The sequence below is a fragment of the Curtobacterium sp. MCBA15_001 genome (genome assembly GCF_001864835.1).
In the GTDB taxonomy this organism is placed as follows: Bacteria; Actinomycetota; Actinomycetes; order Actinomycetales; family Microbacteriaceae; genus Curtobacterium.
The window spans coordinates 219,642-241,683 of sequence record NZ_MJGI01000023.1 but is presented as its reverse complement, the minus strand read 5'-3'; the positions used below and the strand labels follow the sequence as shown (position 1 = coordinate 241,683).

Annotated in this window: 23 protein-coding genes and 1 pseudogene; 14 read left to right on the top strand and 10 right to left on the bottom strand. The window is 71.8% G+C overall.

The annotated features are described in order from the left end of the window. Window positions 1-3 precede the first annotated feature (3 nt). From BIU90_RS10450 to BIU90_RS10440, 3 genes are read left to right on the top strand one after another with little or no spacing between them, the layout of a single operon-like run. Window positions 4-864, top strand: a complete 861-nt coding sequence (locus BIU90_RS10450) for a carbohydrate ABC transporter permease (protein ID WP_071300152.1) — start codon at window positions 4-6, stop codon at window positions 862-864. Next, entirely contained in the window at window positions 861-1,769 is a 909-nt protein-coding gene (locus tag BIU90_RS10445) for a carbohydrate ABC transporter permease (protein WP_175470190.1), read from the top strand. The genes BIU90_RS10450 and BIU90_RS10445 overlap by 4 nt, the downstream gene beginning before the upstream one ends. Before the next feature lie 40 nt (window positions 1,770-1,809). Next, window positions 1,810-3,474, top strand: coding sequence for a glycoside hydrolase family 13 protein (locus BIU90_RS10440; RefSeq protein WP_071300355.1), 1,665 nt, complete (start codon window positions 1,810-1,812; stop codon window positions 3,472-3,474). 134 nt (window positions 3,475-3,608) lie between these two features. Here BIU90_RS10440 and BIU90_RS10435 read toward each other — a convergent pair whose 3' ends face one another. From BIU90_RS10435 to pnuC, 5 genes are all read right to left on the bottom strand, one after another. Then, a complete protein-coding gene (locus BIU90_RS10435; protein ID WP_071300354.1) occupies window positions 3,609-3,929 on the bottom strand; it encodes a transcriptional regulator in 321 nt (106 codons plus the stop codon). Then, window positions 3,926-4,363, bottom strand: a complete 438-nt coding sequence (locus BIU90_RS10430; RefSeq protein WP_071300151.1) for a chemotaxis protein CheY — start codon at window positions 4,361-4,363, stop codon at window positions 3,926-3,928. Before BIU90_RS10430 ends, BIU90_RS10435 begins: the two co-directional genes overlap by 4 nt. A gap of 113 nt (window positions 4,364-4,476) precedes the next feature. Next, a complete protein-coding gene (locus BIU90_RS18690) occupies window positions 4,477-5,124 on the bottom strand; it encodes a TetR family transcriptional regulator C-terminal domain-containing protein (protein WP_175470189.1) in 648 nt (215 codons plus the stop codon). A gap of 489 nt (window positions 5,125-5,613) precedes the next feature. Continuing rightward, on the bottom strand, window positions 5,614-6,300 hold the full coding sequence (locus tag BIU90_RS10420) for a hypothetical protein (RefSeq protein ID WP_071300149.1): 687 nt from the start codon (window positions 6,298-6,300) through the stop codon (window positions 5,614-5,616). A gap of 32 nt (window positions 6,301-6,332) precedes the next feature. Further along, complete coding sequence (gene pnuC / locus BIU90_RS10415) at window positions 6,333-6,998, bottom strand: nicotinamide riboside transporter PnuC (protein ID WP_071300148.1); 666 nt, start codon at window positions 6,996-6,998, stop codon at window positions 6,333-6,335. Window positions 6,999-7,371: 373 nt separating this feature from the next. Between pnuC and BIU90_RS10410 the strand changes: the two genes are divergently transcribed. The 8 genes and pseudogenes from BIU90_RS10410 to BIU90_RS10380 all read left to right on the top strand — a co-directional run bounded on the left by BIU90_RS10410 (window position 7,372) and on the right by BIU90_RS10380 (window position 12,931). Next, the gene (locus BIU90_RS10410; protein ID WP_071300147.1) at window positions 7,372-7,926 is read left to right on the top strand and encodes an alternate-type signal peptide domain-containing protein; all 555 of its coding nucleotides are present in this window, start codon (window positions 7,372-7,374) and stop codon (window positions 7,924-7,926) included. Window positions 7,927-8,007: 81 nt separating this feature from the next. Further along, entirely contained in the window at window positions 8,008-8,613 is a 606-nt protein-coding gene (locus BIU90_RS10405) for a TasA family protein (RefSeq protein ID WP_071300146.1), read from the top strand. Next, window positions 8,610-9,503 (top strand): hypothetical protein, encoded by an 894-nt coding sequence (locus tag BIU90_RS18685; protein WP_071300145.1) that lies wholly within the window; start codon window positions 8,610-8,612, stop codon window positions 9,501-9,503. Before BIU90_RS10405 ends, BIU90_RS18685 begins: the two co-directional genes overlap by 4 nt. Beyond that, on the top strand, window positions 9,500-10,123 hold the full coding sequence (locus BIU90_RS10395; protein WP_139195226.1) for a signal peptidase I: 624 nt from the start codon (window positions 9,500-9,502) through the stop codon (window positions 10,121-10,123). Before BIU90_RS18685 ends, BIU90_RS10395 begins: the two co-directional genes overlap by 4 nt. 11 nt (window positions 10,124-10,134) lie before the next feature. Next, complete coding sequence (locus BIU90_RS10390) at window positions 10,135-10,662, top strand: hypothetical protein (RefSeq protein ID WP_083403866.1); 528 nt, start codon at window positions 10,135-10,137, stop codon at window positions 10,660-10,662. Continuing rightward, window positions 10,566-11,300 (top strand): annotated as a pseudogene (locus BIU90_RS19250) (cryptochrome/photolyase family protein); the annotation flags it as partial. The gene BIU90_RS10390 and the pseudogene BIU90_RS19250, both read left to right, overlap by 97 nt. Before the next feature lie 562 nt (window positions 11,301-11,862). Beyond that, window positions 11,863-12,264 (top strand): hypothetical protein, encoded by a 402-nt coding sequence (locus BIU90_RS19020; RefSeq protein ID WP_254787007.1) that lies wholly within the window; start codon window positions 11,863-11,865, stop codon window positions 12,262-12,264. 55 nt (window positions 12,265-12,319) lie between these two features. After that, window positions 12,320-12,931, top strand: coding sequence for a GrpB family protein (locus BIU90_RS10380; protein WP_175470188.1), 612 nt, complete (start codon window positions 12,320-12,322; stop codon window positions 12,929-12,931). Here the strand turns inward: BIU90_RS10380 and BIU90_RS10375 are convergent, their stop codons facing one another. Next, window positions 12,932-13,330 (bottom strand): VOC family protein, encoded by a 399-nt coding sequence (locus BIU90_RS10375; RefSeq protein WP_071300353.1) that lies wholly within the window; start codon window positions 13,328-13,330, stop codon window positions 12,932-12,934. It abuts the gene before it with no gap. Window positions 13,331-13,449: 119 nt separating this feature from the next. On the opposite strand from BIU90_RS10375, the gene BIU90_RS10370 reads away from it, so the two are divergent. The 3 genes from BIU90_RS10370 (at window position 13,450) to BIU90_RS10360 (ending at window position 16,550) form a co-directional block, all read left to right on the top strand. Further along, the gene (locus BIU90_RS10370) at window positions 13,450-14,433 is read left to right on the top strand and encodes an SDR family NAD(P)-dependent oxidoreductase (protein WP_071300142.1); all 984 of its coding nucleotides are present in this window, start codon (window positions 13,450-13,452) and stop codon (window positions 14,431-14,433) included. Window positions 14,434-14,489: 56 nt separating this feature from the next. Then, the gene (locus BIU90_RS10365; RefSeq protein WP_139195224.1) at window positions 14,490-15,107 is read left to right on the top strand and encodes a hypothetical protein; all 618 of its coding nucleotides are present in this window, start codon (window positions 14,490-14,492) and stop codon (window positions 15,105-15,107) included. Between the two features lie 87 nt (window positions 15,108-15,194). Further along, on the top strand, window positions 15,195-16,550 hold the full coding sequence (locus BIU90_RS10360) for a GNAT family N-acetyltransferase (RefSeq protein ID WP_071300140.1): 1,356 nt from the start codon (window positions 15,195-15,197) through the stop codon (window positions 16,548-16,550). A gap of 122 nt (window positions 16,551-16,672) precedes the next feature. Here the strand turns inward: BIU90_RS10360 and BIU90_RS10355 are convergent, their stop codons facing one another. The 4 genes from BIU90_RS10355 to BIU90_RS10340 are packed head-to-tail and all read right to left on the bottom strand — an operon-like array spanning window position 16,673 to window position 21,994. Next, a complete protein-coding gene (locus BIU90_RS10355) occupies window positions 16,673-17,671 on the bottom strand; it encodes an ABC transporter permease (protein ID WP_071300139.1) in 999 nt (332 codons plus the stop codon). Then, window positions 17,668-18,606 carry an ABC transporter permease gene (locus BIU90_RS10350; protein WP_071300138.1) on the bottom strand — a complete coding sequence of 313 codons (939 nt, stop codon included), beginning with the start codon at window positions 18,604-18,606 and terminating at the stop codon, window positions 17,668-17,670. Before BIU90_RS10350 ends, BIU90_RS10355 begins: the two co-directional genes overlap by 4 nt. After that, a complete protein-coding gene (locus tag BIU90_RS10345) occupies window positions 18,603-20,330 on the bottom strand; it encodes an ABC transporter ATP-binding protein (RefSeq protein WP_071300137.1) in 1,728 nt (575 codons plus the stop codon). The genes BIU90_RS10350 and BIU90_RS10345 overlap by 4 nt, the downstream gene beginning before the upstream one ends. Beyond that, window positions 20,327-21,994, bottom strand: coding sequence for an ABC transporter substrate-binding protein (locus tag BIU90_RS10340; protein WP_071300136.1), 1,668 nt, complete (start codon window positions 21,992-21,994; stop codon window positions 20,327-20,329). The genes BIU90_RS10345 and BIU90_RS10340 overlap by 4 nt, the downstream gene beginning before the upstream one ends. Between the last annotated feature and the right edge of the window lie 48 nt (window positions 21,995-22,042).

Genomic DNA, 22,042 nt, shown 5'->3' with positions numbered 1-22,042 from the left:
CACATGCACCGCATCCAGCCGGTGTTCCTGGCCTTCCTGCTGCCGACCCTGGTCGTGTTCACGCTCGCGATCACGGTCCCGGCGGTGATGGGCATCGTGCTGAGCTTCACGGACTCGGTCGGCTTCGGCGAGTTCGGCTTCACCGGGCTGACGAACTACCTCGCCATCTTCAGCGACCCCGCGATCCTCAACGCGTACCTGTTCACGATGGGCTTCTCGCTCGTCACCGTGCTCGTGGTGAACGCGATCGCCCTGCTGCTGGCGATCGCCCTGACGAGCCGGATCCGGGCGAAGGTCACCCTCCGCGCGGTCTTCGTGTTGCCGATGGTCATCTCGGGCATCGTCATCGCCTACGTGTTCTCGTTCCTGTTCGGCAACAGTCTCCCCGCCCTGGCGACGTCGCTCGGCTTCGCACCGCTCGAGACCAGCATCCTTGCGAACCCGGACCTGGCCTGGGTCGCGATCGTCATCGTCACGACGTGGCAGGCGATCCCCGGCACGCTCCTCATCTACATCGCCGGCGTGCTGGCGATCCCGGGCGAGGTGTACGAGGCGGCCGCGATCGACGGCGCGTCGTCGTGGCGCCAGTTGATCTCGATCACGATGCCCCTCACCGCGGGCTACATCGTCATCAACCTCATCCTCGGGTTCAAGAACTTCCTGAACGCGTACGACATCATCGTCGGCCTGACGGCGGGCGGCCCCGGAACCTCGACGACCAGCGTCGCGATGTCGATCTTCAACGGGTTCAACAGCGGCGACTACTCGTACCAGATGGCGAACGCGACGATCTTCTTCGTCATCACCGTCGTCCTCGCGCTCGTCCAGCTGCGGCTCAGCCGCGGGAAGGCCCTCTTCTCATGACGCTCCAGGCACCCCTCCAGCCGGGCACGACCCGCACCGGCAGCATGCAGTCCGTCGACGCCGACAGCGCCCGCGGACGACGGTCGAAGAGCGGCTGGAACTGGCCGCTGACGATCATCCTGGCGGTCTGCACGCTGACCGTCCTGGTCCCGCTGTACGTCACCGTCGTGATGGCGTTCAAGACGACCGGGCAGGCCATCGACGGCAACGCGTTCTCGCTGCCGGCTCCGTTCAGCATCGAGGGCTTCGTCAAGGCATGGGAGCTGACCGACTTCCCGCGGGCGTTCGGCGTCTCGGTCCTGGTCGCCGCGATCTCGGTGTCCGGCACGATCCTGCTCGCGTCGTTCGCTGCCTACGCGATCTCGCACAACTGGCAGCACCGGCTGTTCCGCTGGTCGTTCTTCTACCTGCTCGCGGCGATGTTCCTGCCGTTCCCGGTGCTCGCGCTGTCGCAGGTGAAGCTCACCGGCATGGTCCACCTCGACAACCCCATCGGCGTCGCGATCCTGCACATCATGTTCCAGCTGTCGTTCAGCGTGCTGCTGTTCACCGCGTTCCTGCGGTCGATCCCGGGCGAGCTCGAGGAGAGCGCCCGCATCGACGGCGCGAGCGTCGGCCAGGTGTTCTGGCGGCTGCTGTTCCCGCTGCTCGCCCCGATGAGCGCCACCGTCGGGATCTTCGCGTTCCTGGCGTCGTGGAACGACTACATGATGCCGGCGCTCATCACCGCCGATCCCGCGCTGCAGACGCTCCCCGTGCTGCAGCAGATCTTCCAGAGCCAGTTCAGCAACAACTACAACGTGTCGTTCGCCTCGTACCTCATGGCGATGGCCCCGTCGATCATCGTGTACGTGCTCACCCAGCGGTGGGTCATGTCCGGTGTGACCCAGGGCGCCATCAAGTGACGCGCCGCGACCGACGGAAGGACTCCCGATGACGGACACCATGACCTCGCCCGCCACCACCGCCACCCCGACCGCCTCGACGCCCGACGAGACCTGGTGGCGCCAGGCGAGCGTCTACCAGGTGTACCCCCGGTCGTTCGCCGACGCGAACGGCGACGGCATCGGCGACCTCGCCGGCATCACCGACCGGGTCCCGTACCTGGCCTCGCTCGGCATCGAGGCGGTGTGGCTCAGCCCGTTCTACCCGTCCGCACTGGCCGACGGCGGCTACGACGTCGACGACTACCGTGACGTCGACCCGAAGCTCGGCACGCTCGACGACTTCGACACGATGGTCGCCGCGCTCCACGGTGCCGGCATCCGCGTGATCGTCGACATCGTGCCGAACCACTCCAGCGACCGGCACGCCTGGTTCCGCGAGGCCCTGGCTGCGTCGAAGGGCTCCCCCGCCCGGGACCGCTACGTGTTCCGCGACGGCACCGGCCCCGACGGCCAGGACGCCCCCGCCGACTGGGTGTCGATCTTCGGCGGACCGGCCTGGACCGCGGTCGGCGACGGCCAGTGGTACCTGCACAGCTTTGCGAAGGAGCAGCCCGACCTGAACTGGGCGAACCGCGAGGTCCGTGACGACTTCCTGCACACGCTGCGCTTCTGGTCCGACCGCGGGGTCGACGGTTTCCGCATCGACGTCGCACACGGGCTGTCGAAGGACCTCGGCGCGGTGCTGCCGACCTGGGCGGAGCTCTCCGCGATGCCGAAGGACGGGTCGCACCCGCTGTGGGACCGCGACGACGTGCACGAGATCTACGCCGAGTGGCGCCGGGTCTTCGATGAGTACACCCCTGCACGCACCGCGGTCGCCGAGGCCTGGGTCGCCGCTGACCGTCGTGCGCGCTACGCCAGCGCTGAGGGGCTCGGGCAGGCGTTCAACTTCGACCTGCTGGAGGCCGACTTCGACGCCGGGTCCTTCCGCAGCATCATCGAGTTCAACCTCGGTCTGGCCGAGCAGTCCGGGTCGTCGACGACGTGGGTGTTCTCGAACCACGACGTCGTGCGGCACGCCACGCGCTACGCCCTGCCCGACCGGAGCGACCCCGACGAGAAGCAGGGCGGCGCCTGGCTGCTGGCCGGCGGCGCGCCGGACGCCCTCGACCGCGAGCTCGGCCTGCGCCGGGCAAGGGCCGCGACGCTGCTCGAGCTCGCGCTCCCCGGTTCGGCGTACCTGTACCAGGGCGAGGAGCTCGGCCTGCACGAGGTCGGCGACATCCCCGATGCCGACCGGCAAGACCCGGCGTTCTTCCGGAACCCGGGCATCGACATCGGGCGCGACGGGTGCCGCGTGCCGCTGCCGTGGACGCGCGAGGGCTCGTCGTTCGGCTTCGGTCCCGGCGGGTCGCACCTGCCGCAGCCGGCGTGGTTCGGCGAGTCGAGCGTCGAGGCCGAGGACGCCGACCCCGGCTCGACGCTGAACCTGTACCGCCGGGCGCTCGCCCTGCGCGGTCAGCTGCAGTCCGACGAGCACCTGGAGTGGCTGGAGACCGGACGCGAGGACGTCCTGGCCTTCCGTCGCCCGAACGGCTGGACGAGCGTGACGGTCTTCACCGACACGCCCTACGACCTCCCCGCTGGGGAGCTCCTGCTCGCCTCGGCACCGGTGGCAGACGGTGCCCTGACGGGCGTGGGGACGGTCTGGTTGCGCGCGTAGGGACGCGACCAGGAGACGGACGGGCGCGCCCCGCTCAGCGGCGACGCGAAGCGTTGCGCGGGGCGCGCCGACCGAGCCTGCGAGGGAGGACGGTGCTGGCAGGCACCGGGCCTCCTGTCCGTCCCAGGACCGGCCTAGGGCGCCTGGTCGCTCCCCGCGATCTGGCGGAGCGCGTCGAGGTGGTCGCGCCAGGCGGCGCGACCCGCGCGCGTCAACGTCAACGAGGTCCGCGGTGTCTTGCCGACGAAGGCCTTGCCGACGTCCACGTACCCTGCCCCCTCGAGCGCGGCGACCTGCTTGCTCAGTGCCGAGTCGGTGACCTCCACGGCGTCGCGGACCTCGCGGAACCCCAGCGTTCCAGCACGGTCGAGCGCCGCGACCACCGAGAACCGGACCGGGTTCTGCAGCAGGTCGTCGAGCCGGTGCCGCGGGTGCGTGCCCTGCTCGACGCTCACGAGCGCGACTCCCACGCGGCGCAGGCCAGTGCGACCAGCAGGACCAGTCCGGACGTGGTGGCCGACCACACCACCGAGCCGTGCACCCAGGCGACCACGGCGATCGCGGCGCAGTAGCTCACGGCCCAAGCAGCGATGTAGGCGGTCCACCGTCGGCTGCGTGCGAAGGCCGCTCGGCCGCGGATCGCGACCATGAACCCGAGCAGGAGCGCGAAGACCGCGGCGAGGGTGCCGACGTAGACGGCGGCGAACGCCGTCCCCGTCGTCAGCCCCATGCCGAGGGTACCGAGCGAGGTCGCGACCCCCAGCGCGGTGATGAACGTGACGTAGGGCCAGCGCACCGCGTCGTGTGCGCGGCGGCTGGTGCGCTCGGCGTGGTCGAGCAGGGCGCGGGCCTCGGTCGGGCCGATGCTGCCGGTGGTGGAGTCGGTCATGGTGTCCCCTCTCGGTGACTCCATCATGGCAACAAGTTTCCACTTTGGCAAGTGGTTTCCGTGCGGACCGCCACGACAGATCGGATCGGTCGCGGCAGACCGGTCCGGTCGTGTCAGACCGGCAGGATCGGCGAGGTCGGCACGGAGTCGAGGTCCCACGCCGGGACCGGACGCGGCTTCCGCCAGCCCTCCCGCAGACCGCGCACGGCTTCGTCCCACTCTGCCAGCACGTCCACGCCGGGACGGACGAGCAGCTGGATCTGGAAGCCCTCGTACAGGGCGAGCAGCTGGGTCGCCGCACGCTCCGCCGTGATGACGGACTGCTCGACGCCGGTGTCGAAGTCCCGACGCAGTGCGGTGGCGAGCTCCGTGGCGTACTCCTCGTAGCGCTTGCGGAACAGCTCGGCGAAGCTCGTCTCGGCACCGGCGATGTTGATCACACCGGCGAGGACCCGCACGAGGCCCGGGTCGGCGACGTCCTCGGCCAGGGTCATGCGGACGTGCTCGATCGCGCACGAGGCCTTGCGGCGGCGGGTCGAACCGCGCAGCTGGACCCAGTAGTCGTAGGTCACCAGGAGGAGCGCGTCCCACGAGGGGAAGGCCCGGTGCACGTCCTCGAGGGTCACGCCGGCGACCTCGGCCACGACGGCGGCGTCGACGTCGGTGAACGCGTACATGCGGTAGGCGCGGATGGCAGCCCGGGTCAGGCGCTCCGCGATCGTCTGTTCTTCGACGATGGTGTCGTCAGTGCGAGTCTCCACGAGGACATCCCACCCCATCCCCGCGCTGGTGTCGTGTCCCAGAGCGGGGGGCGTGTCCGCTCGCTCGTCGGGCAGGCCGCTCGCGCTGCCGTCCGCGCGACAACACCGCTGTCGTACGACATCGACCGTGTCGCCGGAGCCGCAGCGCCCCCGCCCGCAGCGCCCGCGCGTGCCCGCGCCCCCGCCCGCAGCGCCCGCGCGTGCCCGCGCCACCGCCCGCGCGACAAGACCGCCGTCGTCCGACATCGACCATGTCGCCGGAGCCGCAATCGCCGCCCGCTCCACGGCCCGCGCGACACCACCGCTGTCGCACGACATCGACCGTGTCGCCGGAGCCGCAGCGCCGCAGCGCCGCAGCGCCGCCGCGCCCGCCGCAGTCCCCGCCCGCGCCACCGCCCGCGCGACACCACCGCTGTCGTCCGACATCGGCCCTGTCGCGGAGCCGCAGTGCCCCCGCCGCAGTTCCCCACCCCCAGCACCACGCCGGGCTCACTCGTCGGGCAGGACGACCTTCGACCCGCGCGGCTCTGGGTTGCGCGGGCGCAACGGCGACTCGGGCTCGATCGGCGGCAGCGCAACGACCCGTCGTCGCGTCAGCTCCGCACGGCCGAGCCAGACGACCGCTGTGATGGTGGTGCCACCCTGCACCAGCGCGAACACCGGCGGCAGCAGGAGTGCGACGACACTCTGCGAGGCGAGCCCGAGGGCGATGCCACCGACCCAGGCGGCGAGCCACATGGCGGGGATCCAGCGAAGCCGGTCGACCGTCACGACCGCGGGCGCCACCACCTCGGCCGCGCGCGCGAGCACCGCGTCCCGGTCCTCGGGCAGGAGCTCGGGCGGGCGGGCCGAGAACTGCGCGCCGATCCGCTCGGATCGCCGCCAGCCGCCGGGGAGCGGCGCACTCCGCGTCGCGGAGGCAGTCCGACCGGTCCGGCAGAAGACCGCGACGAGGCACCCGACCGCCGCAGCCGAAGCGACCAGACCGACCACGGCCTCCAGGGCGGGAGCACCCGTCCAGCCGGACAGCATCTGGGACACGACCAGGACCGTCCCGGCGAGGGCGGCGGCAGCGCCGCTGACGACCCGACGGCGACGCACGCGCGTCGGGTCGAGGACCTCGGACCGGTGCGCGCGGTACTCCCGCAGCCCGGTGACCAACACGCCATCGTTCACCGGCCCATCCTGCTCCGGGCAGGGGCGCGGGGTCAGCCGACCGTCACGGGCGCCGCCGACGGCCGGGTCCGCTGGCGCATCCACACGAAGAAGCCCGTCAGCGTGAAGACGCCGTAGACCACGTACATCAACCCGGAGGCGTAGTAGCCGGCGGAGAACAACAGCGGCACCCCGACCAGGTCGACGGCGACCCAGATGAGCCAGAACTCCACCCAGCCCTTCGCCATCCCGTAGGTCGCCAGCAGCGAGCCGACGAAGATCCAGGCGTCCGACCAGACGGGCTCGTAGGAGCCGAGGGCCCGGAACAGGGGCGTCAGCAGCGCGGTCCCACCGACGAGTGCGACGGCCAGCAGACCGCGGGTCCGCCAGGAGGCCCAGCGCGGGTCGATCACGGTGGTCGCCTCGGCGGGACGGTGCGTCCACCGGTACCAGCCGTAGACGCTGACGACGATGAACATCACCTGGCGCCCGGCCTGCCCGAGCAGGTTCACCGGGTTCGGGGTGTCGAAGAGCGCACCCATGAAGACCGTGAAGAGCAGGGCGTTCCCGACGATGCCGACCGGCCACGCCCAGACCTTGCGGCGCATGCCCCCGAGCGCGCTGAGCAGCCCGAAGACGTTGCCGATCACCTCGCGCCAGAGCACCGTCTGGTCACCGATGACGATCTGCGCGTCGAACAGCCAGCGCACGATGCCCATCTGGGTCCCTCCTCGTTCCGCTGCGTGCAACTGTCCGAGCATGCCCGACATTCCATCGGCACGGACCCGAGGAACGGGGTACAAACAATGTCCACACTCTCGGGGACGAAAATCACCCCCGTTCTGGGTCCATGAATTTGCATCATCTTCGTTGTCAGCACTTTGGGGGACGGGTACGGTCGAAGACAGGAGCGATCCAGCCCGCCCGAGCCGCCTCCCTGCGAGCTCCGGAGCCCGGCGATCCTCCTCGGCACCGGTCAGCCGCGCCCCCGCGTTCACGCAGGGGCGACAGACACCGTCCCACCGGCACCTCGACCCGAACCACCGTGCCGCTGGCTCGAAGCGCATCCCCCTGCGCGGAAACGGACACCTCATGCACAAGATCGTCACCGGCACCATCGCCGGCGCCGCCGGCATCGCGCTGCTCCTGGGCGGCGCCGGGACCTTCGCACTCTGGAACGCCAACGCCTCCACCGCCGCCACCACCGTGAACTCCGGCACGCTGACGCTGAGCGCCGCGAACGACGGTGTCTGGACCGACGTCACGAACGGTCGGTCGAACACGATCGACCCCGCCTCGGTGCTGATGGTGCCGGGCAACAAGTACCAGTTCACGCAGACCCTGAACATCGGCGCGACCGGTCAGGACCTCAAGGCGAACCTGACCTACGCCACCCAGAGCATCACCGGCGACGCCGGCCTGCTGGCAGCGACGACGAAGACCCTGTCCGTGACGTCGACGAGCGCCTCGGTCGTGCAGTCCACCGCGGACGCGAACACCTTCGTGGTCTCGCCGTCGAGTGCGACCAGCGCCGTCAAGGTGCTCTTCACGATCGAGCTGCCGTCGTCGGCGACGACCGGGCAGAACGGCAGCGTCAACGTCGGCGCGCTCGCCTTCACGCTGACGCAGACCGCGATCGGCTCCTAGACCCCGGCGCGGTCGGTCCCTGATCCGCCGACCGCGCCGGCCCCACCACCGTCGACCACGAAGCACAGGGGGTGACCGAGGATGACCCGCAGCACGACCACCACGGCACGCCACCGCGCGCCCCGCTCCCGAGCCCTGCGCGCCCGGGTGCTGTGGTCCGCCGTCGTCGTCCTCCTCGTCGCCGTCCTGGTCTCCCTGCTCGGCACGGGCGGCACCTACGCCCTCTGGAACGCCTCGGCCAGCACGAAGGGCGCCACCGTGAAGTCCGGCACCGCCACGCTCACCGTCAGCCCGCTGTCGGCGATGTACTCCCCCGCGCTCGGACCGGGATCGAGCACCGTCGGGTCCTTCACCGTCCGGAACAGCGGGACGGTCCCGCTGTCCGTCCGGGTCATGACGACCGCGACCAAGGTCTCCTACGCCGGCACCACCGACGCGGTCGTGCTCGGCACGCAGACGCTCAAGCTGGCGAGCGTGGCGTCGGCGTCCGCCTGCCGTGCCGGCCTCGGCGGTGCGAGCGGACCGCTCGCGTCGTTCGACACCGGCAGCGGGTACTACACGCTCCCCGTCGGTGCGACCGGGACCGCCTGCCTGGAGGTCGTGCTCGCCTCCGACGCGCCGCAGAGCGTCTCCGGCGCCGTCACCGACTTCACCCTCACCGTGACCGGGACGCAGGTCGCGCCGTGACCCGCCGGATGCGTGTGGCCGTCGCGCTCGTGCTCAGCGCGCTGTTCGTCGTCGGCGGATCGAGCGCGGCCTGGGCACTGTGGACGACGAGCGGCACTGCGACCTCGAGCACCACGATCGGCAAGCTGGCCGCCGGGATCGCCGGCACGGACGCCATGACCGTGACGTTCTCCGACTCGGTGCCGTCGATGACCAAGCCGGTGACCCTGACGAACGCGGGCAACATCGCCGGGACGACGAGCACCACGGTGTCGTCGCCCGCCGGTGCCTCGACGGCGCTGGCCCAGGCGGTCGACGTCGTCGCGTGGCCGGTCGCGTCGACCGACGCCTGCACGGACGGCGCCGCGGTCGGCACGGGTTCCGTCACCGGTACCTGGGCGTCGCTGCCGAGCATGACCTCGTCGCTCGCGGCCGGAGCGAGCGCCGTGTGGTGCACCCGGAGCACCCTGCAGTCGACCGCGCCGGCGTCGAGCACCTCGAACGTCGTGATCTCGCTGACGACGAGCTGGGGCAGCTGGCGGTCGGCGGCGGTCACAGGCGGCTTCTACCTCAACACGGGCGCGGCGACGTCCGCCGCCGCGCCCGCACTGACCTGCACCGACCACAGCGGGAACTACGTCGACGTCACGTGGCCGTCCTCCTCGCGGCCGATGGACACGTGGTACGCCGCCTACGTGCGCGACACCATGGTCGGTTCGCGGGCGCAGATGTACTCGGGGTTCATCACCCTCGCGCCGAACGACCTGGCGCCCGCCGCCACGACCGGCACGCAGACCGTCGTCGTGAAGGTGCTGGACAGCGCTGGCAACCCGACCACGACCGTGGCCGGCAGCGGGCCGGTCACGCTCTTCACCCAGAACGACGGCCCGGCGATCCGGTGCGGCGCATGAGGTCGCGTGGCGCGGCCGAGCGGACCGGGTGGCGCGCGGTCGTGCACGCCGTCGTGCTCGGGCTGAGCACCGGCATGCTCCTGGTCGTGGCCGGCCTGGCCGTCGTGCTCATCGTCGTCCCGAAGGCGACCGGGTCCACGCCGCTGACGGTGCTGACCCGGTCGATGGAGCCCGCGCTGCCGCCCGGCACGCTGCTCGTCGTCCGCCCGGTCCCGCTCGACGACGTCCGCGTCGGGGACGTCCTGACGTACCAGGTCGTCTCCGGGCAACCCGCCGTGATCAGCCACCGGGTCGTCGCCGTGTCGTCGTCGTCCGACGGCGCGCGCACGTTCGTCGTGCAGGGCGACGCCAACGCCGAGCCGGACGCCCCGGTCCGTGCCGTCCAGGTGCGGGGCGTGCTCTGGTACAGCCTCCCCGGGCTCGGGTACGTCAACCAGGTGGTCAACGGATCGCGGGGCTGGGTGGTGCCCCTCGTCGCCGGGGTGCTCATCACCTACGGTGCCGTGATGGTCACGACGGGCGCCGTGTCGTCCGTCCGACGTCGCCGCGCCGGCCGCCGGCAGGCTGGTCGTCCGCACGGTCGCCGTTCGGCCGCACCGGCCCGGGGGCGGCGCGTCTAGGCTCGGTGGACGTGACGGACGGTGTGACCCAGGCGCGGGAGCTGCTCGACGCGGCGGCCCGACGACTGCGGGATGCGGCCGTGCCGGACGAGGCGCTCGGCGAGTACGTCGAGCCCAAGCCCGTGCTCGGCATCCGGCGCGAACCGACGATGCGGTCCCTGGGTCGCGTCTGGCGGGTGGGCGCCCTGCTGGTGGGGTCGAGCGTCGAGACCGGCGGCCGCGTCTGGGCGACCGGCACCATCACCCGCGTGACCGAGCCCGGACGTGCGCAGTTCCAGTCGGTGTCCGCCGAGACCCGACGGGCGTACCGGGCAGCGGCGGTCCGCGGGCACTTCGCCGCGGGCGACACCGTGAACCACGGCGCGCGCGAGGTGCCCCTCGACGACTCGCTCGTCGATGGGGACGGCGCGCTCTTCGTCGACGGGGACGTGCCCATGGTGCGGTGGTCCCCGACCGCCGCCACCGCGGTGCCCCTGGCCGACTACCTGGCGGACCGTGTCGGCCTGCTCGTCGACCCTCCAGCAGGCGCGACGGACTGAGCCCGGCGCGCACGGCCGAGCCGAGCCTCCCGTCCGGATCCGCTGCGGACTGCCGGCCAGCGCGCACGGCGGCCAGTGTCGGGCGCGCCGCAGACCGCTCGCGTACCGTCCGCGGGGTGACCGATGCCCCGCGTACCCGCCTGGTCCTGCCCGGCCAGTACGGCCCGCTCTTCGACGACGGCGGGCCGACCCTGGTCGTCGAGGCCACCGAGTTCTTCGCCGCCCGCCCCGTGCACCGGGCGAAGGCCCACCTGTGGCTGAGCGCACTGCGACACCGGGTGCGCGAACTCGGCGACCGGGCCGAGCACGTCCAGGTGGATCACCTGCGGGACGCCCTGGTCGGGCGGGACGACCTGGAGGTCGTCGACCCGCCGTCGCGACACCTGCGCGGGCAGGTCCGACACTGGGGAGACGGGACGCGCATCCTGCCGAGTCGCGGGTTCGTCACGAGCGAGGACGAGTTCGGCGCCTGGGCTGCCGGGCGTGGTGACCGGTTCCTGATGGAGACCTTCTACGAGCAGGTCCGTCGCCGCGAGGGCTGGCTGATGGACCGCGACGCCCCCGTCGGCGGGCAGTTCAGCCACGACGCCGACAACCGGCAGCCGCCGCCGAAGGGCGCCACGACGCTCGGGCTGCCCGACCCGTGGTGGCCCACCGAGGACGATGTCGACGACCAGGTGCGCCACGACCTGGACCGGTGGGAGCGCGACGGTGTCGTGCAGTTCGTCGGGCAGGACGACCGTCGGCGCTTCGCGGTCACCGCCGCCGAGGCCGAGGCCGCGCTGGCGGACTTCGTCGAGGTCCGTCTCGGAGACTTCGGCCCGTACGAGGACGCGGTCCTGACGAACGACTGGACGATGGCGCACTCGCTGCTCAGCGTGCCGATGAACCTCGGCGTCCTCGACCCGCGCACCGCGATCGACGCGGCGCTCTCCGCGTACGCCGACCAGTCGGCTCCCCTGCACAGCGTCGAGGGCTTCGTCCGCCAGATCGCGGGCTGGCGCGACTACGTCTGGCACCTCTACTGGTGGTTCGGCGACGAGTACGCGGCGTCCGCCGCACCGCTCGGAGCCGCTCCCCCGGGTCCGCCTGCCGCGCTGGTGGCGAGAGCTCGACGCCTCCGAGGTCGAGGCCGTCTGCCTGTCCACCGCGATCGACACCGTCGCCGAGCACGGCTGGGCGCACCACATCCAGCGGCTCATGGTCCTGGGCAACTGGGCGCTGCAGCGGGGCTACGACCCGGTCGAGCTGACCGAGTGGTTCACCGACGTGTTCGTCGACGGCACCGACTGGGTGATGCCCGCCAACATCGTCGGGATGTCGCAGCACGCCGACGGTGGCCGCGTCGCGACGAAGCCGTACGCCGCGGGTGGGCGCTACGTCGACCGGATGTCCGACCACTGCGGCGGGTGCCGGTTCGACCCGACGAAGCGGCTCGGCGAGGACGCCTGCCCGTTCACCGCCGGCTACTGGGCGTTCCTGGACCGTGCCGAACCGGCGCTGCGGGGGAACTCGCGGATGATGCGGCCGCTCCAGCAGCTGCGCGGGTTGGCCGACCGCGAGCAGGTCGTCGCCCAGGAGGCCCACCGCACGATGCCGTAGCGGCCCGCGACGGTCCGTGCTTCCGCACGACGTCGCTGCGTGCCAGAGTGCCGGTGTGGTCCTGCATCCCCTCTGGCGGCCGTTCGACGGCGGCGCCAACGCCGCCCGACAGTCGGAGCGTGTGGCGTTCCGGCAGACCGAGCCCGGCCCGTTGCAGGCCCACGACCCCGGTTGGGCGGACGCGTTCCGGACCGTCCGCGCCGCAGTGGAGGCTGCGCTCGGCCCCGGCGTCCGGCTCACCCACGTCGGTTCCACCGCCGTCCCCGACCTGGTCGCCAAACCGGTGGTCGACGCGGACCTGCTGGTGCCGGACGTGCTCGACGAGGACGCCTGGCTCCCGCCCCTGGAGGCCGTCGGCTTCCGGTTGCTGTTCCGTGACGACCTGGGCGGGGACGCGCACCGGCAGCTCACCCTCGCCGAGCCGAACACGAACCTGCACGTCTGGGCGCCGGACGCCCGCGAGCCCGCCCGCCACCGTGCCTTCGTGGCCTGGCTGCGGACGCACCCATCGGACCGCCAGGCGTACGCCGACGCCAAGCTGGCGGCCGCTGCACCCGGGACGACGCTGCGCTACAACGACGCCAAGGCCGCGGTCGTGTACGACGTGTACGAGCGCGTCTTCGCGGCCGACCCGGAGCATCCGCACGACCCGCAGCCGCGGGGGTGATCAGGCATCCGGCTCCGGCTTCATCCAGAACGGCGACCAGTGGTAGCCGTCCGGGTCGTCGAACTGGCGCTGGTACATGAACGGGTACTCGTCGGTGTCGCCGATCCGCCCGCCAGCGGCAGCGGCCCGATCGAGCAGGTCGTCGACCGCCTGGCGGCTGTCGAGGTCGAAGGAGACGGTGACCTTCGACGGGGTGTCCGGACCGCCGATCAGGTCCTCGGTCCCGCCGACGCTCGCGTACATCTCGCGGCTGCTGAGCATGACGTACTGCTCCGGCGCGACGGCGAAGCACGCCACCTGGTCGTTCGACATCTCCGCGTTGTGGGTCCAGCCGAGGGCTGTGTAGAAGGCGGTCGCGCGTTCGACGCTCTCGACCGGACAGGCGATGAAGAGGCTCATGTCGGCGATGGTCCTCGTGTCCGGGGCGACGGTCAAGGGCAGTCTTGCAGAACGGAACGCCGTTCCGTATATTCGGAACAGCATTCCGTTTGGAACGCCACTGAGGAGAGGCCATCACCGTGATCGAGCAACAGCACCCCGTCGGATCTGGTTTCCGTACCGCGACCACAGCCTCCGAAGTCCTCGCCGGGCTCGACCTGACCGGCCACCACGTCGTCGTCACCGGCGGCCACGGTCGGCTCGGCCTCGAGGTCACCCGGTCGCTCGCGGTGGCGGGTGCGACCGTCACCGTCGCTTCCCGCGACGTCGCACGCGCGTCGGCCGTCGTTGCGGGGATTCCCCGCGTGCAGGTCGAACACCTCGACCTGACGGACCCCGGCTCCGTCGATTCGTTCACCGCACGGTGGAACGCCTCCGGCCGGCCGCTCCAGGCGCTCGTGGCCAACGCGGCGGTGCTCTTCTCCCTGGAGCGACGGCTCGACGCCCGCGGGAACGAACTGGCGTTCTCGACGTCGCACCTCGGGCACTTCCAGCTGGCGCAGGGCCTGCTGCCGGCGCTGCGGTCAGCGGGGGGAGCCCGGGTGGTGACCGTGACGTCCGGGGCAGCCCGCATCGGTGCGATCCGTTGGAACGACCCCACCTTCGCCCACGGGTACGACGCCGGCGCCGCGTACGCACAGTCGAAGCGGGCGAACGTACTCTTCTCGGTCGCGTTCGACCTCCGCCATGCTGCTGAGGGCATCCGAGCCACGGCAGCGCACCCCGGTGTCGTGATCGGCCCGGGTCCGCACCGACCCGATCGGGTCGCGGCGTACCGGGAGCAGGGCCTCGTGGACGAGCACGGGGCGACGGTCATCGACCCCGAGCGCGGCACGAAGACGATCGAGCAGGGCGCCGCGACCCTGGTGTTCGGCGCCGTGCACCCGGCCCTCGACGGCGTCGGGGGCGTCTACCTGAAGGACAGCGAGGTGGCCGTGATCGACGACGAAGTGCGTCCCCTCACCGCACAGCGCATCCCCGCCGACGCCAACTCCGCGATGCTCGACCCCGACGACGCCGAGCGGCTCTGGCGACTCAGTGAGGTGCTGACCGCCCGCCGCTGAGCCAGGACCAACGGACGCTGGTGGTGCACACCGGCCCGCGTGGCAGGCTCTCGGGCATGCGCCGACACAGCAGGACGATCAGCATCCTGATGGCGGTGCAGGCCGTGGCCGTCCTCGCTGTCGCGCTGCTCGGAGCGCCCACGACCCGGCCGGTGACGGTGACCCTCGGTGAGCAGCCGACGTCGACGCTGTCGCAGGTCGACGTCGCCGTGGCGATGGTCGTGGTGCTCGCGCTGGCGGCCGTGGCGTGGGCGTGGTCCTCGCGGTGGTCCGGCACGCTCGACCCGCTCCTGACCACGCCGGTCACCGTGTTCGTCGTCGCGCAGCTCAACGGGATCCGCGACGTCGGGGCATTGGTCGGCATCTACGCGCTCGCGTCCGCGGGCGTGCTGTTCGCGGTGGTCCAGCGGCGCTCCCCCGACCGTTCGCGGGTTCCGCTCGGCCTCGGGTCGGCGGTCGGGATCGTGCCGTGGGGCATCATCGCGTTCCACCAGGTGGGCGCGGGACTCGTGGGGCATCCCCTGCCGGGCATCGTCGTGGCGATCACCCTGACGGCGCTCGTCGCAGCGGTCGCCGAGTTCGTGGCGACGTGGCGCGGGCGTCCGGCAGCGGCATCGGTGCTGCGCGCGGCAGGGATCTCGGCGGTCGCGTGGATGGTGGCAGCGGCGCTCTGACCCCGGCCGGACGATCAGCGGGCGGCACGCCGGGTGCGGGCGCTGGCCGCGGGGCCGCCGGACACACGGCACCGGTAGGGTCGGCTCGTGGCATCGATCAACGACGCGTTCACCGCCCGCTTCGACCTGCGCGAGTTCCAGCCCGGCACCGATGCCGACGGAGCTCCAGACACGCAGACCGCTCCCTGGATGGAGGCGGTCGGCCTCGGCTTCCACGAGGCGTCGCCCTCCCCCGAGCTCGCGGCGCGCATGGCAGCGAACTTCATCGCGGACCAGGAGACCTTCCTGGGCGCGTACGTCAAGGACCCGGTGCCCGGATCCGTCGACGAGACCTGGCCCGCCGGCACGTTCACCTGGTTCCGCAAGGCGCTCAGCTGGGGCGACGGGTCCTTCGTCGACACCCAGGCGATCTCCGCGGTCACCGTCCGACCGACGGAACGTCGCCGCGGCATCCTCCGCGCGATGATGACGCACGCGCTCGAGCGCGGCGTCGAGGAGGGCTACGCGATGGCGTCCCTCACGGCGTCCGAGGGCACGATCTACCGCCGCTTCGGGTTCGGGTGCGCCATCCGTGAGCGCGCCGTCCGCGTGCGCCGCAACCGCGCACTGCCGTTCGTCGCACCCACCTCGGGCGTCGTCACCATGGTCCCGACGACGTGGCTCGCGGACGGTGTCGGCAAGGACGTCTTCGCACGCTTCCACGAGCGCACCCCGGGCTCCATGGTCCGGAACGCCGGCACCTGGCCGATCGTGTTCGGCGAGTACGGCGGCGACGGCGAGAAGGCGAAGGGCGTCCGCGCCGCCGTGCACCGGCCAACGGCGTCGGACGAGGTCGACGGGTACGTCACCTGGCGCGTCTCGGAGTCCGGCTCGGAGACCGTGGTCGAGGTCCTCGACCTCGTCTACGCGACGGACGCGGCGTACCTGTCGCTCTGGGAGTTCCTGCTCTCGATCGACCTCAACGACGTCGTGAAGTACAACCGCTCGCGGCTCGACGACCCGATCGTCGCGGCGCTCGGCGACAACCGGGCGTACGACGTCGACCACGAGGAGGACCACGTGTGGCTCCGCGTGCTCGACGTCGCTGCGGCGCTGACCTCGCGGCCGTACGCGGTCGACGGCAGCGTGGTGCTCGCCGTCGCCGACGCGATGGGGTTCGCCACGGGCACGTACCGGCTCGACGTCGTCGACGGGGTCGGCAGCGTCACCCGTCTGGCCGATGACGTCGACGGGCACGACGACGACGGGCACGACGTGGACGAGCGCCACGACGTCGACGTCCGGCTCGACGTGGCGGACCTCGGCGCGCTGCTGATCGGGGCGGTGTCGCCGGTCACGCTCGCCGCTGCCGGGCTCCTGCGGGCGTCGGACCCGGCGGTGCCGGTGCGGCTGCGCGCGATGCTGCTGCCCGCGCGGACCCCGCACGGCATCACGTACTTCTGACGCACTGAACCGTCTCCGGCTGGTGACGGGTCGACCGCTCGGTGCACGGCAACGACCGCGCACCGAGCGGACGACCGCGCACCAGGCAGCAAGCTCGCACGGTGCGAGCCAGCGCGCAGCGCCTACGCCCGGCGCCGCACCCGAGGGTCGACGACGGCGTAGACCACGTCGACGATCACGTTCGCGGTGACCACGAGGAACGCCGAGAACAGCGTGAAGCCCACTACGACCTGCAGGTCGAGCGTGTGCACCGCGTCGATGAGCAGCGCGCCGAGCCCCTGCATCGAGAACACCTTCTCGGTGATGACGGCCCCGCCGAGCAACGACCCGAGGTCGAGCCCGAACAGCGTCACCACGGGCAGGATCGCCGTCCGCAGCCCGTGCCGCACGACGACCTGGCGCTCGCGGATGCCCTTCGCGCGGGCCGTCCGGACGAAGTCCTGCGACATCGCCTCGAGCATCTCGCCGCGGGTCAGGCGCGCGTAGATCGCGGCACTGATGAACGCGAGCACGCACCACGGCAGCACCAGGTGGGTCAGCCAGCCGACGGGGTCCTCGCCGAACGGGACGTACCCGCTCGTGGGCAGGATGCCGAGCACGAAGCCGAACAGCAAGATGGACAGCAGCCCGATCAGGTACGCCGGCGAGGACACCCCCGCGACCGCGATGCCCATCACCGTGCGGTCGAGCACCGATCCCCGGCGCAGCGCCGAGGCCGCTCCCCCGGCCACACCGGCGACGAGCCACAGCACCGCTGCCCCCACGGCGATCGACGCCGTGACGGGCAGGCGCGTCAGGATGAGCGACGTCACGCTGTCGTGCAGCTGGAACGAGTACCCGAAGCACGGGGCGGCGCAGTGGATGGCACTGACACCGCTGCCAAAGGTCCGCCCGGTGAAGATCCCACCGAGGTAGGCCCCGAACTGCGCGATCCACGGCTTGTCCGTGCCCAGGAACGCCTGCACCTGCGCCAGCCGGTCGGGCGTGCAGGGCTTGTCGCAGATCGCGCGCGCGGGGTTCGTCGGCAGCAGCATGAACAGCGCGTACGTCACCGCGGCGACCACGAGCAGGACGACCACGGCACCGAGCACGCGGAAGAGCAGGAACCGCAGGGCGCTCATCGGGTGCCTCCTCGCGGGTCGAGGGCGTCACGCAGGGCGTCGCCCAGCACGTTGAACGCCAGGGTGATCAGGAACAGCGCGGCACCCGGGAAGACCAGGTACATCGGGTCGGTCTGCACCCACCCGATCGCGTCGCCGATGCTGCGCCCCCACGACGGTGTCGGCGGGGTGACGCCGACGGCCAGGAACGACAGCGCCGCCTCGGCCCCGATCATCGACGGGATCGAGATCGTCGCGTAGACGGTGATCGTCGCCGCCAGGTTCGGCAGCAGCTGCGTACGGATGACGTGCCAGCGACCGGCTCCGAGCGCGATCGACGCGACGACGTAGTTCCGGGTCCGCAGCGAGAGGGTCTGACCGCGGACGACGCGGGCGACGGCCGGCCACCCGAAGAACCCGATGACCAGCACCACCAGCAGCGGCTTCGGGAACGAGGTCGGCACGACGGCCGTCAGCGCGATCATGAACACCAGCGACGGGAACCCGAACATCACGTCGACGACCCGGCTCAGCACGCGGTCGTACCAGCCGCCGAAGAACCCGGTCGTGACGCCGACGAGCACCCCGATGACGATGGACATGCCCGTAGCCGCGAGCCCGATCCCGAGCGAGGTCCGCGCGCCGTACGTCACGATGGCGAACAGGTCCCGCCCGGTCAGTGGTTCGACGCCGAACCAGTGCATCCCGTTCACCCCACCCAGCGAACCGCTCGGTGCGCCGAACGAGTTGAGCGCGTCGATGTGGTAGCTGTACGGGTCCTGCCCGCTGATCGCGGCGATCACCGGGGAGAGCACCGCGACGAGCACGAACACGACGATGACGAGGGCCGAGGCCACCGCCCAGCGGTCACCGCGGACCCGGCGGACCACCGCGCGGAACCCGGTCGAGCGCGAGCCCGACGCGGCGACCGGACGGTCGACGACGTTCGCGGTCACGAGGCGACCTCCGTCAGACGGCGCCAGGCCTCGCGGCGCGCGGTCTGACGAGCCGGGTCGGCAACGGGAGCGGCGGCGAGCAGCATGCGGGTGTAGTCCTCCTGCGGGTCGTCGAGCACGACGGCGGTCGCACCGCGTTCGACGACGCGGCCGTCACGCAGCACGACGACCTCGTCGGCGAGCTGGCGCACGACGGCCAGGTCGTGGCTGATGAGCAGCATGCCGAACCCGAACTCGTCCTGCAGCGCGGACAGCAGCTCGAGCACGGCGGCCTGCACGGTGACGTCGAGCGCCGAGGTCGGCTCGTCGGCGATCACGAGCGCGGGTCGGAGCGCCAGGGCACGGGCCACCGCGACCCGCTGCCGCTGCCCGCCGGACAGCTCGTGCGGGAACCGCTCCGCCCACGTCGGGTCGAGCTGGACGGCCTCGAGCAGGTCGCGGACGCGACGAGCACGCTCGGCCGCGTCGGAGCCGTGCACCAGCAGCGGTTCCGCGATGCTCCACCCGATGGTCTGCCGCGGGTTCAACGACGACGCGGGGTCCTGGAACACGATCCCGACACGACTCCGCACCTGCCGGAGTCGCCGGCCGCGGGCGGTGCGCAGGTCACTGCCGTCGACCTCGACCGACCCGGCGACGACCGGCACCAGGCCGGCGAGCGCGCGGCCGATGGTGGACTTGCCGGAACCGGACTCCCCGACCAGGCCGAGGGTCTCACCGGCACGCAGCTCGAAGTCGATGCCCGAGACGGTCGGCGCCCCGCGCCGCTCGTACCGGACGCTCACGTCGCGGACGCGCGCCACCACCGGACTGGGCCCACGCCGCCGGTCCCGGACCGACGCGCCAGCGGCGGGCCGGCCGTGCCGGTGGGGAGAGGCGCGGCTGGCGTCCGCCCCGCCGGTCGCGTCGTCGGAGGCGAGCTGCGTGGCGGACGCGGGTCCAGCCTCCAGGACGGGGACGGCCGCCAGCAGGGCGCGCGTGTAGTCGGCCCGCGGCGCGCGGAACAGCGCGTCAACCGCGCCGTGTTCGACGGGCTCGCCCCGGCGCATGACCAGGACCTCGTCGGCGACGTCCGCGACCACGCCCATGTCGTGGGTGATGAGCAGCACGGCGAGGTCCCGCTCGCGGCAGAGGCCCCGCAGCAGGTCGAGGGTGCCCGCCTGCACGGTGACGTCGAGCGCGGTCGTCGGCTCGTCGGCGATGAGCGCGACCGGGTCACCGGCCAGTGCCATGGCGATCATGGCGCGCTGGAGCTGGCCACCGGAGAGCTCGTGCGGGTAGGCGCGGCGGATCCGTGCCGGGTCGGACAGGCCCGCAGCGCGCAGGAGCTCGTCGATGCGCGCGGACACCCCGGCCCGGTCGAGCCCGCGCGGGTGCGCCCGGACCGCCTCGGCGATCTGCGTCCCGATCGACAGCACCGGCGTGAACGAGTTCATCGGTTCCTGGAACACGACCCCGATGCCGGCGCCGCGGACCGCGCGGAGCTGCTCGGTGGTCGCACCCACGAGCTCCTGGCCACGGAACCGGATGCTGCCCGAGACCCGGGCCTGCGGGGGCAGCAACCCGAGCACGCTCATGGCGCTGACGGACTTGCCCGAGCCGGACTCCCCGACCAGGGCGAGCACGCGGCCGGGTGTCAGGGCGAAGGAGACGTCACGGACGACGGGCTCCGCGCCGCTGAACGCGACGCGGAGCCCCTCGACCTGCAGGATCGGATCGGTCACTTGGCGAGCGACACCGTGAGGTAGTTCGGGTACGCCGGGAAGTCCGCGATGCGGAAGTTCTGGACGTTCGAGCCCGCCAGGAAGGACTGCTTGGCGTAGATCAGCGGGACGACCGGGGCGTCCGCCATGATCTTCTCGTCGGCCTCGGCCCACAGCTTCTGCGCGTCCTGCTGGTCGACCGTGCTGGTCGCCTGCGCGATGAGCGCGTCCACGTCCGGGTTGCTGTACTTCGAGACGTTGTACCCGCCGCCACCGATCTGCGACGACGCGTACAGCGGCTGCAGGTTGGCGTTCGCGCTCGGGAAGTCGGGCTGCCAGCTCGAGAGCGACAGGTCGAAGTCCGTGCCGTTCGTCGTGGCCTGCGTGAACGAGTCGTAGTCGAGCGGCTTGAGCGTGACGGTGATGCCCGCGCGCTTCAGGCCGGACTGCAGTGCCTGCGCCTGCGCGAGGTAGGTCGGGTCGTTCTGCGTGACGAGGGTCAGCTCGAGGTCGGACGCGCCGGCCTCCTTGAGGAGTTCCTTCGCCTTGGTGACGTCACCCGAGGCGCCGGTCTTGTACAGGTCGTAGTCTTGACGACCAGCGATGCCCGGGGTGATCAGCGTCGAGGCGTACGACCCGGCGAGCGCGCCACCGGCCGCGATGCGGAAGGACTTGCGGTCGACCGCGTACTGCAGCGCCTGACGCACCTTGAGGTCCTTGAGCTGCCCGCGTTGGGTGTTGATCGCCATGTACGTGATCGGGCCGGCCTTGCTCGTGGCGAGACGGTCCTGGGCGGCCGGGTTCGAGCGGACCTGGTTGAGCTCGGCGGCACCGAGGTAGATCGCGCCGAACGAGTTCTTCGCGTCGCCGTTGTCGGCGATCAGGCTCTGGGTGATCGTGGAGGCGTCCTGGCCCTCCTTGAACACGATCTTCGACGGACCGGCGGTGCGCACCGAGTCGGTCTTCGCGCTCCACTCCTTGTTCCGGACGAGCGTGACCTGCGAGCCCTGCGTGTTCGACTCGATCTGGTACGGGCCGCTGGCGACCGGCTTGGCGTCGTACGCGCCGGTGTCGGTGCCCTGGCCCTCGGGGACCGGGGTGAACGCGGGCATCGATGCGAGCCACGGCCAGTCACCGTAGGGCGCGTTGAGCTTGAAGACGATCGTCGAGTCGTCCGGGGTCTCGATGCTGTCGAGGGTCCCGCCCTCGAACGGCCCCTGGTAGGTGTCGCCGCCGACCAGCAGCGACTTGTGGTAGCTCAGACCACCGGTCAGCGTCGGCGCGAACGAGCGCTCGATGCCCCACTTGATGTCCTTGGTCGTGATCGCCGAGCCGTCCTGGAACTTGAGCCCCGACTTGAGGTGGTAGGTCCAGGTCTTGCCGCCGTCGCTGGAGTCACCCGTGGTCGTGGCCAGGTCCGGGACGACCTTCGCGGTCTTGCCGGGCTCGACGCTCCACGTCGTCAGGCGGCGCGCGACCAGGCCCATCGACGTGATGCCGAGGCTCTGGCTGGTCGCCGGGTCGAAGTGCAGCGCGGTCTGCGGCGTGAGGATGTCGAGCGTGCCGCCCTTGCTGGTGCCGGCCGACGCGTCGTCCGAGGCGCCGCCGCCCGAGCAGCCGGTGAGGACCAGGGCTGCGGCTGCGGCCACGGCCGCGGTGATGGTCAGGCGCTTCGGGCGTCTCATGACGGTGGTGCTCCTCGTGGGGGTGGTTGCTGCGGTGCGCGCGGCGGT